The organism is Devosia sp. 2618 (assembly GCF_040546815.1).
In the GTDB taxonomy this organism is placed as follows: domain Bacteria; phylum Pseudomonadota; class Alphaproteobacteria; order Rhizobiales; family Devosiaceae; genus Devosia.
Genome location: NZ_JBEPOO010000001.1, coordinates 881,016 through 895,061, shown reverse-complemented (window position 1 = coordinate 895,061; position 14,046 = coordinate 881,016). Strand labels below are relative to the sequence as shown.

Here is a 14,046-nt window from a genome sequence, read left to right as displayed (position 1 = left end):
CTAATTCGATTCGGGCGCGACCGCCGCAACCGCGACCTGACTTTTCACCAGACGTGTCAGCAGATCGATCTGCTCCTGTTGCTTGGCGACAAGGAACTTCAGATCGTCATTGCGCATCTGGTCGACCTTGTCGTGCAACGCCATGATTTCGATCTCGGCCTTGAGATTGCACTCATAGTCATGGCTGGTCACCAGCCGATCCTTGGCCGCCTGCCGGTTCTGGCTCATCATGATGACTGGCGCCTGCACCGCCGCCAGCATCGACAGCAGCAAGTTGAGGAAGATGAACGGATAAGGGTCCGGCGCCTCGCGCATCATCAACAGATTGGTGCCGACCCAGGCCAACAGTACGACGCCGAAACAGATAAGGAATGTCCACGAGCCACCAAACGTGGCCACGCCATCGGCCAGTCGCTGCCCGAAGGTCGATTTCTCGTCGAACAGTTCGCTGGGGTCCGCCGACAGCGAGCGCTTGTTGATGGCGCGGTCGAGCACATCGCGTTCCAGTTCGGTCAGTGCCGCCTCCCCCTTGCCCAGAAAGCGTTCGGCGGCGTCGATCATTTTTGCAGAGCTTGTGTCGGTCATGGTGTCACTCATCGCTGGTGATCCACCTTACACTCTGCAAACCTGCGCTGCCGATGTAGAATGTGACGGGACGCCGGTAGGTGAATACCGTAAGCGCTGCTGACAACCACTGGCACCAGTATCGACTACCGATGTCTCGACACAGGAGGAGCTATCATGTCGATTGAGTATATCAATCCCGAAGGAATGCACAAAAGCCCGGTCTTTTCGCAGGGCATCATCCTGCCCGCCGGCTGCCGCACCCTGTTGATCGGCGGCCAGAATGGCGTCGGCCCCGATGGTCAGGTGGCGGACAAGACCGACATTGCCAAGCAGGCCGAAAAGGCGCTGGAAAATCTCGTCAAAGTGCTGGAAGCAGCCGGTGCAGATATCGGCGATCTGGTGAGCACCTCGGTCTACATCGCCGCCGGGCAAGACCTGCGCCCGGCATTCGGCGCCTGGGCGCGGCTCTGGGGCGACCGGACCAATCCACCGACGGTCAAGGTTCTCAGCGTCGCCGCCTTTGCCAATCCCGATGTGCTGATCGAAATCGAGGCCATGGCCGTCTTCAAATGAGCCCCGTCCTCCGTCCCCTCCGCAAGCGCGAAGACATGCCCGACTTCGTGCGCGAGGCGCTGGAGGCCCGTGGCCTGCGCGACAGATACGACGCACGCCCACCCTATCAGCGCAACGACTACCTGCTGTGGATCAACAAGGCCAAACGCGACGAAACCAAACGCAAGCACCTCGAGCAGATGCTGTCCGAACTGGAGGCAGGCGACGCCTATATGAAGATGCGCTGGAACGGCTGAGCTGGTTTCAGCAACCCGGTGCCGCTAGTCGCGCCGATGCCCAGCCGACCGCAGCCGCTGCAACAGCTGCCATATGCGACGTGCCCGCCGCATCCTCCATCCCGTGCCCGTAATTGGGGAACTCCCAATAGGTGAGCTCGCACCGGCCAGCATCCGAATAACGGTCTGCAGCGACGCGGGAATAGTCGACAGGAACCGGGTCCTTGCCGCCGTGAATGGCCAAAAACTGGGTGGAGGAGGACAGCATCTCGTCCACCGCCGTAACCGCTATAGCGTCGGCCCAGAACCGGAACGTGTAGCCACTGAACTTTTCGTCGCTATCGGGCGCGTTGCGTGCGCGCTCGAAAAGGCCACGCACGGTCTCGTGTCCTTCGGGCGGAACATTTGAAAGAACGATCTGATCAAACGACACGCCGGGCGCGGTAGAAAGCAGGATGGCTGCATCCGCCTCCACTCTAGGCGCCAGTCGTGCCATGACCAGTCCACCTTCGGAACCGCCGAACAGCACGAGTTCGCCGCTCCACCAGGCCGCTTCACCCAGACCGTTGATAACCTGCTCATAGTCAGCAACACGCTGGCTCATCAGAGCGTGGGACGCAAAATCGGCCGAGCATGCCACAGAGCCATCGTCGCCGGGCAGAACCCCATACTGCTCCACCGTCAGCGTTGCCATGGGTGCAAAAGCGGACGTCACCGTCCGGACAGCAACACTACTGCGTGCTCCAACACAACCTGATCCCTGCGCGATCACCGCAAGCGGAACCTTCCCGGTCCCTTCTGGAATATCAAGGCGATAGCTGAGCTCGCTGCCGTCTGGCCTAAGCATTGTCTCGTCTGCAAAAGCGCTTGGCGCAACCGCGAGCAACACTCCAATGAGGGAACCAAGACGGAAAAAAGCTTGAGGCGACGCTGGTCTATCCACCCTCATTTTACCCCCACCCCATTTGCATTTCGGGCCGACCGTTCTATATATGACGTGCTCGCAAGAGCTATGGCGATAAATTGTCATCGTAATAAACCTTTCGGACCCGGGGGCAGTACCCGGCGCCTCCACCATCTTCCCGCTTTTACGGGCAGCCAATGGGGGCGAAACAGGATCGACGAGGGCGTAAAGGGTGTGCTTTTGCTCGGTGAGGTACCACCGTTATCGGTCCGAAACTTATAGTTGCAAATGACAACAATAAGGCTCCAGTCGCTCTCGCCGCGTAAGCAGCGCTAGCATTGGGAAATTAAGTCCTCCACCCCTAGCCGGGTGACAGGCGGGGTTCGCAGGCACCTGGCAACAGAAGCCTGTACCTAACTCGAAACATCGTCTTCACGTGCCTTTGGCCTTGAAATCTCACGGAACGTGAGGCTGATATGGGCCGTTAGGGATTCGATGCCCCAGACTGGAAGGTTACCGATGGCCGAAGATCACATGCGATACGACATTCTCGCCCAGGAAGCCCTGCGCGGCGTCGTCCGCAAGGTGCTCGGCGAAGTTGCCAAGACCGGGCTGCCGGGCGAACACCACTTCTTTATTTCCTTCGTGACCCGCGCCCCTGGCGTGCGCCTGAGCGAGAAACTGCTTGGCCAGTACGACAAGGAAATGACGATCGTCATTCAAAACCAGTATTGGGACCTCAAGGTCAACGAAACCGGCTTTGAAGTCGGCCTGTCCTTCGATGGCATCCCCGAAACACTTGTGATCCCCTTCTCGGCGGTCAAAGGGTTCTTTGATCCATCGGTGCAGTTTGGCTTGCAGTTCGATCCAGCCACCGCCCCCGGCGCAGCAGCTGTTGAGGCCGAAGCGGACGAGACGGTTGAAACCGTCGCGGCCAGCACCGAAACCGAAGACGAGAAGCCAGGCGAAAAGGTCGTCAGCCTCGACGCCTTCCGCAAGAAGCCCTGACATAACGCTGATGGACAAGCGCTCCCTGTCCATCGCAGGCCACCGCACATCCATCGCGCTTGAGCCGGAATTCTGGCAGGCGCTTGAAGCCATGGCGACCGCCAACGGCCTGACCATGGCCGGCCTTATCCGCGACATTGACCAGAACCGCGCCACGACAAATCTGTCGTCGGCCGCACGGCTTGCCGTGCTGCGCTGGTATCAGACCCGGTTGGATGCGCCGACTAAAACTGCGGTTGAGTAAAAATCATCGTATTGCCCGGCGGTGGCGCCGGCGGCAGTCCCAGATCGAGCGCTCCTGATGGCAGCGGCTGAACGGGTGCTGGGGCCGTCGGCGGTGCTACTGGCGCCTGTTGCTGCTGTTGGAGCTGAAGCTGCAACTGCCTCTCCTGCTCGACCCGCTGCGCCTCCTGCTCCGCTGCAAGACGAGCCGCCTCTTGCGCGGCCACACGAGCGGCTTCCTCAGCCGCGCGACGGCGCTGCTCATCGATCAACCGGTTCCGCTCTTCCGCCGCTGCCCGCTGCCGCTCGGCGTCCTCAGCACGCAAGGCTTCAAGCCGGTCGAGTTCGAGTTCATTGGCCCGCAACAACACTGCCGCAACCATCTCATCGAGATCGACTGTCACAACCGGGCTCGTCACGGTGCCGGTGACGCCGGCGATAATCCGCGAATTGTCGCCACCAATCAGACCGCTGGCATCGTCGACATTCTTTGGCGCCATGACGAAGCTGCCATTAAGGCCCAGCGTCGAAAGCGCAATGTTGAGGCCACCCGACAGCGCCGCACCATTTCCGTCGATCATCACATTGGCCAGCCGCAACACGCCACCGGCAATGGTGAACGCCCCCGCTGTCGTCGGCGCGGTGAACGCCCCCTGCCCGAGCGCAACGCTCATGATGCTGCTCAGGTCTTGGGCGGCCGTGTTCAATACATCGTCGAGCCCCGCCACCGTCGGGAACACCGTCGGCGACAGGCGCTGCGCCGTCAGATTAGCCAGGGTGAAATTGCCCTCGCCCGTCATCGCGGCAAAAACCTCGGCAAGGCTCGCGCCGCTGCCTTCAAACCGCGCACCGCCACCCAGAACGCCATCAAGGCCCCCAGCCACCGAAGGCGGCGCGATTGTCGCGACGGGCACAGCGTCCAGCGTCATGCGCCCGCTGATCGTCTTGTCAGAGAGCGGACCACTGCAGCACACGGCCACATCAAGCCCCAGCTTGCCCTGACCGACAGCGGCTTCAAACCGCGCCAGCCGGATTCTGGTCTCATCCCAGTTGAGCTCAAAACTTGTCTTGCCCAAACGTTCGACACCAGCGGCTGTGACGCTGCCGGCCGTCACCGAAACCGTGCCGCGCGTACGCCGCGTGGTGTCGCCGAGCGAGATCGGGCCTTGCGGCCAGGCAGAGGTCTGGCCGACCAGCGCGGCGGGACCAAACAACGTCGCAGCAAGCCCCTCAACCGATACTGAATCCACGGCGATCGTGCCCGCCACAGCGGCCGTCGTGCCGGTGCGCGACAGCGATACTTCGCCGGTAAAAGCAGTGTCGCCCGATTTGCCGACGATCTCGGTCAGGCGTGCCAGACGCTCACCCTCAAAATGCAGCTTGCCGGTGCCCTTGGCCATGGGCAGGCTGAGCCCTCGGGCGCCAATGATCGTCCCCAAACCACCCGCATCGCCCAGCGCAACATCGAGCGTGCCATCGCCCTGGATTTCGCTGTTCGGCCCGGTCAGCAGATTGCCGGAAAAGCTGATGCTTTCCTCGCCAAGGCTGGCGGTCAGATTGGACGCCAGACTGTTGGTCGCCGTGCCCTCAAGGCCAAAGCTCACCAGCATCGAGCCATCGCCATCAAATATCGGCGTCTCACCAAAACCGATCTGCTCGCTCAGCGCATCGACATCACTCGATTCCAGCGCCCCGGTAATCCGCAGTGGCGCGGTGGTGATACCAAACAGGCCCGAGCTCAGTTCCGCCCGCAGGTTGAGCGCCGCCGTGCCCAGATCGCCATCCAGCGTCACAAGCTGGCCGCCCTCGCTATTGCGATCGCCGATATCGAAGTGGATGCTAGCCGGAGCCGACCGCGCCAGATAATCGCGCCAGGCGGTCGGCGTGCCATAGAGATTGTAGAACCGCTGCAAGGCCGGTGCGGTGCCCAATGCGATGCTGACCGTGCCCATGCCCGAAAGAGTTGGATCGCTCAGCGAGCCCGAAACCTTGCCCGACGCATTGACGCCAACGCCGCCCCATTCCGTCGCGCCGAGACGCGACAGACGCACGCCGCTAGCCATCCATTGCCCTTCGGCGACCAGACCCGTTCCATCCAGCCCGTAGACAGTCGCGCTATTGGCAGTGAAGGAAAAACTGCCCTCGGGAAAGCTCAGGGCAAAGGCGTTCTCGCCCGCAACATCGGGGATCAGCGCCGCGAGGACCGCGCTATCACCGGTGCTCAGCGCATCAAAATGCCCGACCACGTCAAGCCGTTTCTCATCACCAAAGCCCAGACGAATTTCGAGCCCATGCGGCTTCTGGTTCAGCGTCAGCACGCCATTGACCAGCCCGAACGCATCGCCCGCCAGCATGACGCGACCACTCAGCGAACCGGGCACATTAAACAGCGGCGAATCCTCGCCCGGTTTGCGCCATATCTGGGCCAAACCATCCAGCCGGTTGCTGGAGATCGAAACCTGACCATGAAACGCCGGGCGATTGTCCTGGCGGCTGACTTCGCCGCTGGCGCGCACTTCCGTGTCGCCCGGCAATTGCCCGATGAACTGCTGCACCTGCCAGTCTTTGCCGTCAAAATTGGCGTCCATCCGCACATTGCGCAGCGCCACGCCGCGCAGGCCGATTTCAGCCAGATCGACGCCAACCCGGCCCGCCATCGGCGGAATGATCGGGGGGGGCAATTCGGTCAGCAGGCGTATGATTTCATAGGGCTGGGTGGACGTATCTTCATTGACGTCGCGCGGCGGCAGGGAAAACACGCCGCCGGACACCACCGCATCAAAACTGCGATCATGGCCAAGCTGGATACTGGCCGCTCCCGTCAGGCGCGTGCTGGCGCGGTTCTCGTCCGGGCGCAGGGTATAGCCGGTCAGAACGATCCGGTCGGTCGAACCGGTGACCTTGCTCTCGACCACCATATCGCCGCGAATGTCGGTGGCCACATCGGTCACGACCGGCTTTTGCCGATAGACCATATCGCCTTCGAATTTGGGCGCCATGCCCGGCGTCAGCGCGCCATCGAGCGAGAATGAGAACGCGCCCGATTGCGGCTGCAGGAAAACCGACGTCCGCGAAGCGCCGTTGCTGCCCGCCACACCGGAATTAAAGCGCAGGCTATAGGGCGTGTCGCGATAGGAGCCTGTGCCCTGGAATGAAAACGGGCCGCTAAAGCTCGACAACCGCAATTCGCCGCTGACTTTTTCGGCCACGAAGTTCTCGCCTGATCGATGATCCATCAAGCGCACGGTGGCATCAACGATGGTCGCCTGCCCGAGCCCGACCGCGCCATTTGCACCGTCAACGCTGACGCCGCTGCCGAAAAAGCCGCTATCGTCGATGGTGAAGTCGATGACCGGCCCCTGCAGGATCAGCCTGGTCACAGTGTAATTGTCGCGCAGGAAGTCCATCAGCGAAAATTCAGCTTCGACGCTATCGACCGTCGCCGCGGGCTCCTCAGGCGAACCCACCAACACATCGTTGAAATGCAGGCGCGGCTGGGGCAGCAGGGTAAACTCGATATCGCCGCGCACCGTCACCGGCGTACCCAAAACGCTCGTTGCCAGCTCTTCCATCCGGCCGCGATAATCGCTCCACTGGATGAAATAGGGCACGATAAACGCGCCCGCGAGCACCACGATGGCGAGCAGTCCAACGACGATGTAAATGCGGTTCAGCACTGCACTGGTCTATCCAATTTTGCGCGGCAGAGTGTAGGCATGCACGTGTGTCGCGCAAGTCCGCTATTGCCTTGAATACACGACAGTTCCAGCAGTGACATCAAAAGCATACGGCCGGCCCCGAAGGACCGGCCGCGCATTGTTGGTGTTGGCAGCGCCTAAAGCGCGCCGATGGTCCAAAACAGCGTCTCGCCAGAGCTGTCCGAGGTGCCGTCATTGTCGGTGATCACGAAGCCATTGCCGGCCGCATCAATGGCAAAGCTCTCGACCTTGTCGACGATATAGCCGTTGCTGGCCTTGAGGTCGGGGATGAAGTCACGCACCAGTTCCTTGGAGACAACCGGCAATTCCGTGCCCAACTTGGCGGCCACGAGGTCGGCCACAGGCACGCGATAGAGCGCCTTGAGCTTGGCCTTGTCGCCGATCTGGTTGTCACGCTCGACGATATAGATGTAGTCGCCATGCGCGGTGATTTCCGACAGCCCAACCCAGGCGCCTTCAGCCGGGGTTTCGAGCGGATAGGCAACGGCGCCCCATTCCTTGGTGGCAGGCTTGTAGCTCAAAAGCTTCACCTGGCCCTTGGGATCGTCCTTCCATTCGCGCTGGATGGCGACCCACAACGTCGTGTCGTCGCCCTCGCCGATGCGGGTCACGCCTTCAGCACCGAAGCGCACGGCGTTTGCGGTCAACTCGTCAGGAAGCGCGACTTCGGCAATGATCTTGCCGTCAGCATCGACATTGTAGAGCGCATGTGGCGTCAGCTTGGCGCTATCGCCTTCCGAGGCGAGCCAGAAGCCGCCCTTGCCGTCCAATGTAATGCCTTCGAGGTCCAGTTTCTGGGCCGCATCTCCACCGCGGGTGATGATGGTCTTGGCTGTGATACGGGCCGGCTGGCTGGTCGCATCGATCGTGTAAATGGCAGGCTCCGCCGACAGCACGCTGTCGCTGACCGCATAGAGAATACCCGGCTTTTCAGCATCGGCCACGGCACCCGAAATCGCGGCCCAGCCAATCGGACGGCCATCGGCATCAAGGTCGGAAATCAGCTGCGGATAGTTGGCTGGGCCTTCAGCCAGTTCATAGAGCATCACGTGGCTGCCCACGCCGCCATCGGCGCGCAGGTCGACTTCATTGGCCGTTGCCAACAGATTGCGTGCTGGAATGGCAACCAGACCTTCAGGCGAAATGCCCGAAGGCAGCGACTGCACGAATTCTGGCTCAGCGCCGGTATCCTTGTAGACCGCGATCAACGACGAACGCTCTTCGGCCACGAAAATGTACTGCTGGCCGCCAAAGCTCGCGACTTCCAGACCTTCTGGCTCGACGCCCTTCTTGTTACGGTGGTCGGGATAGTGACCGAGCTGCGCCGCGTTGTAGTCAAGCGCATTGCCCGAGTCGAACAACACGGTGCCGTCACGATTGAAGATCGTGAAGCCGCGCGTGCCACCCTTCCAGTCGCCTTCATTGGCGATGACGAGGCGGTTGGCATCGAGCCACTTGATGGCGTCTGGCTCGCGCGGCACGTCGGCCTGCTTGCCGGTGAAACGCAGCGCGCCGTCCTTCTTGGTGTCGACATCGGCCAGCGACACCGTGCCGGCATCAAAACCACCCGTGACCGTACCGCTCTTGCCATCGATGATGGCGATGTAGTTGTTTTCCTGCAGCGTGACGGCGATCTCGTCATTCTCGTTGAAATCGACGAATTCCGGTTCCGGGTCCTCGGCACCAACCGATGCGAGACCGGTCAGTTCAACCGTCTTGAGCGACTTGGCGGCAACGTCAAAGATCACAACAAAACCGGCGGGCAGCTGTGGAATGCCGCCGTCGCCGAGTTCTTCGTCGCGCTCGTTTTCGATCGCGATAGCCACCAGCGTCCCAGCAGCATTGTGCGCCACCGAGTCAGGCTGGCCGCCCAGATCGTATTCGTCTTCGACCTTCTGCGTCGCAATATCGACCACAGACAGCTTGCCCGAAGGATTGGTAAAGTTCTCGGAGGTGTTGACGCCGACATAGGCCTTGTCGCCGATCACGGTGACCGAGGTCGGCTCGCCATCGAGCGACAGGAAACCCTTGGGCGCCGGTGCCTTGGCGTCGGTGATGTCGACAAAGCCGATGCCGCCAGCCGGGCTGTCCGAATAAATCAGGGTCATTCCGTCTTCGGTCGCGGTGATGATTTCCGAAGAGGTGGCCTCAGCCTCGGGGCTGTTCAGCGCGACAGGAAAGCTGGCAATGCGGTTGAAGTGTTCTGCGGCATTGGCCGAAACAGTTGTGGCCAGCAGCGCGGCGGTCAGCGCGGTCAGAAGTTTTGTCGTGTTCATGAAGGAAGCCCCGTGGGAAATCGTGCATTTCCGTAGGGCTGCCGCACAACAGTCCCATGACGCAGATATGACGGATCGGTGACAGCGCGGCGTTCTATACACCGCGCGGCCCAATGCCTATATTGCCGATGAGAACAAAATAAGATTCGTCAATGCCCGCGCAGAGCGTCCCTGCCCCGGATGCCGCGATGGAAAGGCCTTTTATGTCCGGTGAACCCCACCCACTCGACCGCCCGACTGCGGGCGCCATTACCGGCCAGTTCAAGCGCAACCAGACGCCTGACTATCTGAGCGGCCTCAATGAAGAACAGCGCGATGCGGTCGTCAGCATCGATGGCCCGCTGCTGGTGCTCGCGGGCGCCGGCACAGGCAAGACGCGTGTGCTGACCACCCGCATTGCCCACATTATCAATACCAACCGCGCCTGGCCCTCCCAGATCCTGTCGGTGACCTTTACCAACAAGGCCGCGCGGGAAATGAAGGAGCGTATCGAAAAGCTGGTGCCGCGCCTTGAGGCAATGCCGTGGATGGGCACTTTCCACTCGATCGGCGCTCGCATCCTGCGTCAACACGCCGAGCTGGTGGGGCTGACCAGCTCTTTCACCATCCTCGATACCGACGATCAGATCCGCCTGATCAAGCAATTGCTCGCGGCCGACAATATCGACGAGAAGCGTTGGCCCGCCAAGCTCTTCGCCAACATGATGGACGGCTGGAAGAACAAGGGCCTGCTGCCCAAGGACGTGTCGCCCGCCGATAGCGGCAGCTATGCCAATGGTCGCGGCTCCAAGCTTTACGCAGACTATCAGGCTCGCCTCAAATCGCTGAACGCCGCCGATTTCGGCGACCTGCTGCTCGAATGCATCCGGCTGTTCAAGGAAAACCCGGACGTGCTGGCCGAATTCCACCGCAAGTTCAAATACATGCTGGTGGACGAGTATCAGGACAGCAACGTCGCTCAATATCTGTGGCTGCGCCTGCTAGCGCAGGGCAAGCCCGCCAGCGAAGCCAATATCTGCGTCGTGGGTGACGACGATCAGTCGATCTATGGCTGGCGCGGCGCCGAGGTCGACAACATCCTGCGCTTCGAAAAGGACTTTCCGGGCGCAAAGGTGATCAAGCTCGAGCGCAATTACCGCTCGACTTCCAACATCCTCAAGGCCGCCTCCAACATCATCGCCTTCAACGAAAGCCGCCTCGGCAAGACGCTGCAGACCGATGTCGGCGAAACGGGCGAACTGGTCTCTGTCACCCAGCTATGGGACAGCGAAGAAGAAGCGCGCACCGTCGGCGACGAGATCGAGCAATATCAGCGCGACGGCGACAGCCTCAACTCAATGGCAATCCTGGTCCGCGCCTCGTTCCAAATGCGCGAATTCGAAGAGCGGTTCATCACCCTCGGCCTTAACTACCGCGTCATCGGTGGCCCGCGCTTTTACGAGCGCAAGGAAATCCGCGACGCTCTGGCCTATCTCCGCCTCGTGGCCCAGCCTGCTGACGACCTGGCTTTCGAGCGCATTATCAATGTGCCCAAGCGCGGCATTGGCGACGCCACGGTCAAAATGCTGATGGAAACGGCGCGGGACCAGAACATGCCCCTGCTGGCCGCGACACGCCTGCTGCTTGAAACCGAAGAACTCAAGCCCAAGCAGCGCACGACTTTGGGCAGCCTTGTCGGCCAGTTCGAAGACTGGGCGTTCCGCTCCGCCTCAATGAAGCCATTCGAACTCGTCGAGCAGATCCTCGAAGAGAGCGGCTATACCGACATGCTCAGCGCCGACAAATCGGTGGAATCGGAAGGTCGCAAGGAAAACCTCAAGGAACTCAGCCGCGCCATGGGGGATTTCGACACCCTCGGCGGCTTCCTCGAACACATCTCGCTCGTCATGGACCGCGATAGCGCCGATGCAGCTGATGCTGTCACCATCATGACCCTGCACGGCGCCAAGGGACTGGAGTTCAACACCGTCTTCCTGCCCGGTTGGGAAGAAGGCACTTTCCCCAGCCAGCGTTCGATGGATGAAAGCGGCCGCGCCGGCCTCGAAGAAGAGCGCCGCCTCGCCTATGTCGGCATCACCCGTGGCCGCAAGCGCGTTCGCATTTCCGCCGCGCAGAACCGCCGCATCCACGGCCTCTGGCAGTCAGCCATTCCATCGCGGTTTCTCGATGAACTCCCCGCCGATGCCGTCGAGGTCAAGGACACTGGCTCATCCTATGGCGGTTACGGCTATGGCGGCGGCGCCACCAGTCGCTTCAACAAAGCCGACCCATTCGAGAGCGTTTACGAAACGCCCGGCTGGCAGCGCGCCCGCGCCCAGCAGGCCAGCCGCAAGGGTGGCGGCCCGCTGACCATCGACGGCGACCTGGTGGCGCGCTCGGTGGACCTCGGCAACGACAAATCCGCCTTCGGCATGGGCGAACGCGTCTTCCACCTCAAATTCGGCTACGGCGCCATTACCGATATCGAAGGCAACAAACTGACCATAGACTTCGAAAAAGCCGGCCGCAAAAAGGTTCTCGAAAGCTTCATCAAGAAGGCCTGATCGCTCCATGGCTGTGCCGCAGAACAAGGCCGAACTACTCACGGCCATCGACACCACCTATGCCAAGCTGGCCAAGGAGCTGGCCAGTATTCCCGAGGATCGCGCGAGCGAACAGACCCTCGATGGGCATATGCAAAACACGCAAATGAGCGTGCGCGACCTTGTCGCCTATCTCATCGGCTGGAACGAGTTGGTGCTGAAGTGGCACGCCCGCCAGCGTGATGGGCTGGTTGTCGATTTCCCCGAAACGGGCTTCAAATGGAACCAGCTCGGCCAACTGGCGCAAAAGTTCTACGCCGATTACGCCGACCTGACCCTGCCAGAACTGCTGCAACGTTTCGCCGACGCCAAGGCCGGCATCGTGGCCCTCATCGAAAGCCATGATGACGTCGAACTCTACGGCGCGCCCTGGTACGAAAAGTACACCATGGGCCGCATGATCCAGTTCAACACCTCATCGCCCTATTCCAATGCATTGGCGCGCCTACGCAAATGGAAAAAGGCGCAGGGGCTGCGCTGATTGCCGACCACTGATTTCCCCAATGCCTCCCTGCTGCGAGGATAAGTCAGATTGACGGCGCGGAGCTCTTGGCGCAACTAGGCGGCAAACCTGAGGTATGCCCATGTCCGTCGATCAGCTGTCTGCCCCGCTCACCAAGGAACAGGCCTATGCCCTGGTCGATGCCGTCATGGAGCGTGACGATCTGGCGCTGACCGCCTCGGCGCATGAGAACGAAGAAACCGGCGAATGGTTCTTTGAAGCGACCTGCGAAAGCCCGCCGGACGTTGAGGCATTTGCCGAACTGGCGCGCCAAACTCTTGGCGGCGTCGTCGACTTCTCCGTCGCGCCAATTGATCCCGAAATCAACTGGGTCGCCAAGTCGCTGGAAGGCCTTGCACCGGTCATCGCCGGCGGTTTCTACGTCTATGGCAGCCACGACGAAAATTCGCCTATCCCCGAAGGCCTGACACCGATGCGCATCGACGCCGCGCAGGCCTTTGGCACCGGCCACCACGAAACCACTACAGGTTGCCTCGAAGCGATAGACGCATTGCTCAAGGTCAAGCAGCCAACGGCGATGATCGACGTCGGCACCGGCACCGGCGTTCTGGCCATCGCCATCGCCAAGCGCATCCCCGGCAAGGTGCTGGCCACCGATATCGACCCTATCGCTGTCGTCACGACGATTGAAAATGCCGAACAGAACGGCGTTGCCGACCAGATCGGCGCCCTAGAAGCCACAGGCCTCGACCACCCCGATATCGTCGCGCGTGGCCCCTATGATCTGCTCGTTGCCAATATTCTGGCCGGCCCACTGACCGAACTCGCGCCCGGCATGGCCAACATCGCCCAGCCCGGCGCCACGATCATCCTGTCAGGCATTCTCAACACCCAGGCCGACGGCGTCATCGGTGCCTATCAGGCTGCGGGCCTGACGCTGGTCGATCACCTCAAGCGTAAAGACTGGACCACCCTGGTTCTCGAAAAGCGCTAAGCCATCACCTGAGTCTCACCCCATCGTCCCCTCGCCCCTCAGGGGAGAGGGCAGCGAAGCCGGGAGCGTAGCGACCTGGCGAAGCTAGGGTGAGGGGTGCGATCTCGCAGTGAAAAATATAAGGCAGCTTGGCACTGCCATGCTGCAAAGGGAGTGGATGCAGAACCACTTCACCCCTCACCCGGCGCTGCGCGCCGACCTCTTCCCCTGAGGGGCGAGGTGATAGCCGCACCGAGCGTTCTTCTAAACACCCCAGAAAAGCAAAATCCCCGAAGCATGCTCCGGGGATCGTCAGATCGTCAGCAGTAAACTGCAGCGGCCTTACGGGCGCTTTGTAAACGCGCCGATCAGCTGGTGCTGCATGCGATAGCTGACCTGGCGGCTCGATTCACGACCACGGGCGTCGATGACGGAACCCAGGGCCTTGCGGAAATCGTTTTTGCTCTCAGTCATTTCATTCTCCATGCACGTTTGACGACGGTCTATTGCCCCCGTCACGCTCTATGTAGTCTTGCCTGACAAG

The 14,046-nt window shown here is 61.1% G+C and carries 12 protein-coding genes and 1 other RNA gene; 8 read left to right on the top strand and 5 right to left on the bottom strand.

Annotated features, from left to right (window positions below; genetic code table 11):
- Positions 1-585 carry a DUF1003 domain-containing protein gene (locus ABIE28_RS04445; protein ID WP_354060507.1) on the bottom strand — a complete coding sequence of 195 codons (585 nt, stop codon included), beginning with the start codon at positions 583-585 and terminating at the stop codon, positions 1-3.
- Positions 586-741: 156 nt separating this feature from the next.
- Here ABIE28_RS04445 and ABIE28_RS04440 point away from each other — a divergent pair, with 156 nt between their 5' ends.
- Positions 742-1,140 (top strand): RidA family protein, encoded by a 399-nt coding sequence (locus tag ABIE28_RS04440; protein ID WP_354060505.1) that lies wholly within the window; start codon positions 742-744, stop codon positions 1,138-1,140.
- Positions 1,137-1,376: a YdeI/OmpD-associated family protein gene (locus ABIE28_RS04435; RefSeq protein WP_354060503.1), complete on the top strand. Its 240-nt coding sequence runs from the start codon at positions 1,137-1,139 to the stop codon at positions 1,374-1,376. The genes ABIE28_RS04440 and ABIE28_RS04435 overlap by 4 nt, the downstream gene beginning before the upstream one ends.
- A gap of 7 nt (positions 1,377-1,383) precedes the next feature.
- On the opposite strand, the gene ABIE28_RS04430 is transcribed toward ABIE28_RS04435, so the two are convergent.
- On the bottom strand, positions 1,384-2,202 hold the full coding sequence (locus ABIE28_RS04430) for an alpha/beta hydrolase family protein (RefSeq protein ID WP_354060501.1): 819 nt from the start codon (positions 2,200-2,202) through the stop codon (positions 1,384-1,386).
- Positions 2,203-2,315: 113 nt separating this feature from the next.
- On the opposite strand from ABIE28_RS04430, the gene ssrA reads away from it, so the two are divergent.
- The 3 genes from ssrA to ABIE28_RS04415 all read left to right on the top strand — a co-directional run bounded on the left by ssrA (position 2,316) and on the right by ABIE28_RS04415 (position 3,511).
- Positions 2,316-2,673: a transfer-messenger RNA gene (gene ssrA, locus ABIE28_RS04425) on the top strand.
- 105 nt (positions 2,674-2,778) lie between these two features.
- A complete protein-coding gene (locus ABIE28_RS04420; RefSeq protein ID WP_354060499.1) occupies positions 2,779-3,267 on the top strand; it encodes an SspB family protein in 489 nt (162 codons plus the stop codon).
- 10 nt (positions 3,268-3,277) lie between these two features.
- Entirely contained in the window at positions 3,278-3,511 is a 234-nt protein-coding gene (locus tag ABIE28_RS04415) for a ribbon-helix-helix domain-containing protein (RefSeq protein WP_354060497.1), read from the top strand.
- Here the strand turns inward: ABIE28_RS04415 and ABIE28_RS04410 are convergent.
- Complete coding sequence (locus tag ABIE28_RS04410) at positions 3,492-7,166, bottom strand: AsmA family protein (RefSeq protein ID WP_354060495.1); 3,675 nt, start codon at positions 7,164-7,166, stop codon at positions 3,492-3,494. The genes ABIE28_RS04415 and ABIE28_RS04410 overlap by 20 nt on opposite strands.
- 158 nt (positions 7,167-7,324) lie before the next feature.
- Positions 7,325-9,484: an esterase-like activity of phytase family protein gene (locus tag ABIE28_RS04405; protein WP_354060494.1), complete on the bottom strand. Its 2,160-nt coding sequence runs from the start codon at positions 9,482-9,484 to the stop codon at positions 7,325-7,327.
- Positions 9,485-9,687: 203 nt separating this feature from the next.
- On the opposite strand from ABIE28_RS04405, the gene ABIE28_RS04400 reads away from it, so the two are divergent.
- From ABIE28_RS04400 to ABIE28_RS04390, 3 genes are all read left to right on the top strand, one after another.
- Positions 9,688-12,027 (top strand): ATP-dependent helicase, encoded by a 2,340-nt coding sequence (locus ABIE28_RS04400; RefSeq protein ID WP_354060492.1) that lies wholly within the window; start codon positions 9,688-9,690, stop codon positions 12,025-12,027.
- Between the two features lie 7 nt (positions 12,028-12,034).
- Complete coding sequence (locus ABIE28_RS04395; RefSeq protein WP_354060490.1) at positions 12,035-12,547, top strand: ClbS/DfsB family four-helix bundle protein; 513 nt, start codon at positions 12,035-12,037, stop codon at positions 12,545-12,547.
- Positions 12,548-12,650: 103 nt separating this feature from the next.
- On the top strand, positions 12,651-13,523 hold the full coding sequence (locus ABIE28_RS04390; RefSeq protein WP_354060488.1) for a 50S ribosomal protein L11 methyltransferase: 873 nt from the start codon (positions 12,651-12,653) through the stop codon (positions 13,521-13,523).
- A gap of 321 nt (positions 13,524-13,844) precedes the next feature.
- On the opposite strand, the gene ABIE28_RS04385 is transcribed toward ABIE28_RS04390, so the two are convergent.
- Entirely contained in the window at positions 13,845-13,976 is a 132-nt protein-coding gene (locus ABIE28_RS04385) for a hypothetical protein (RefSeq protein WP_263574796.1), read from the bottom strand.
- Positions 13,977-14,046: the final 70 nt, after the last annotated feature.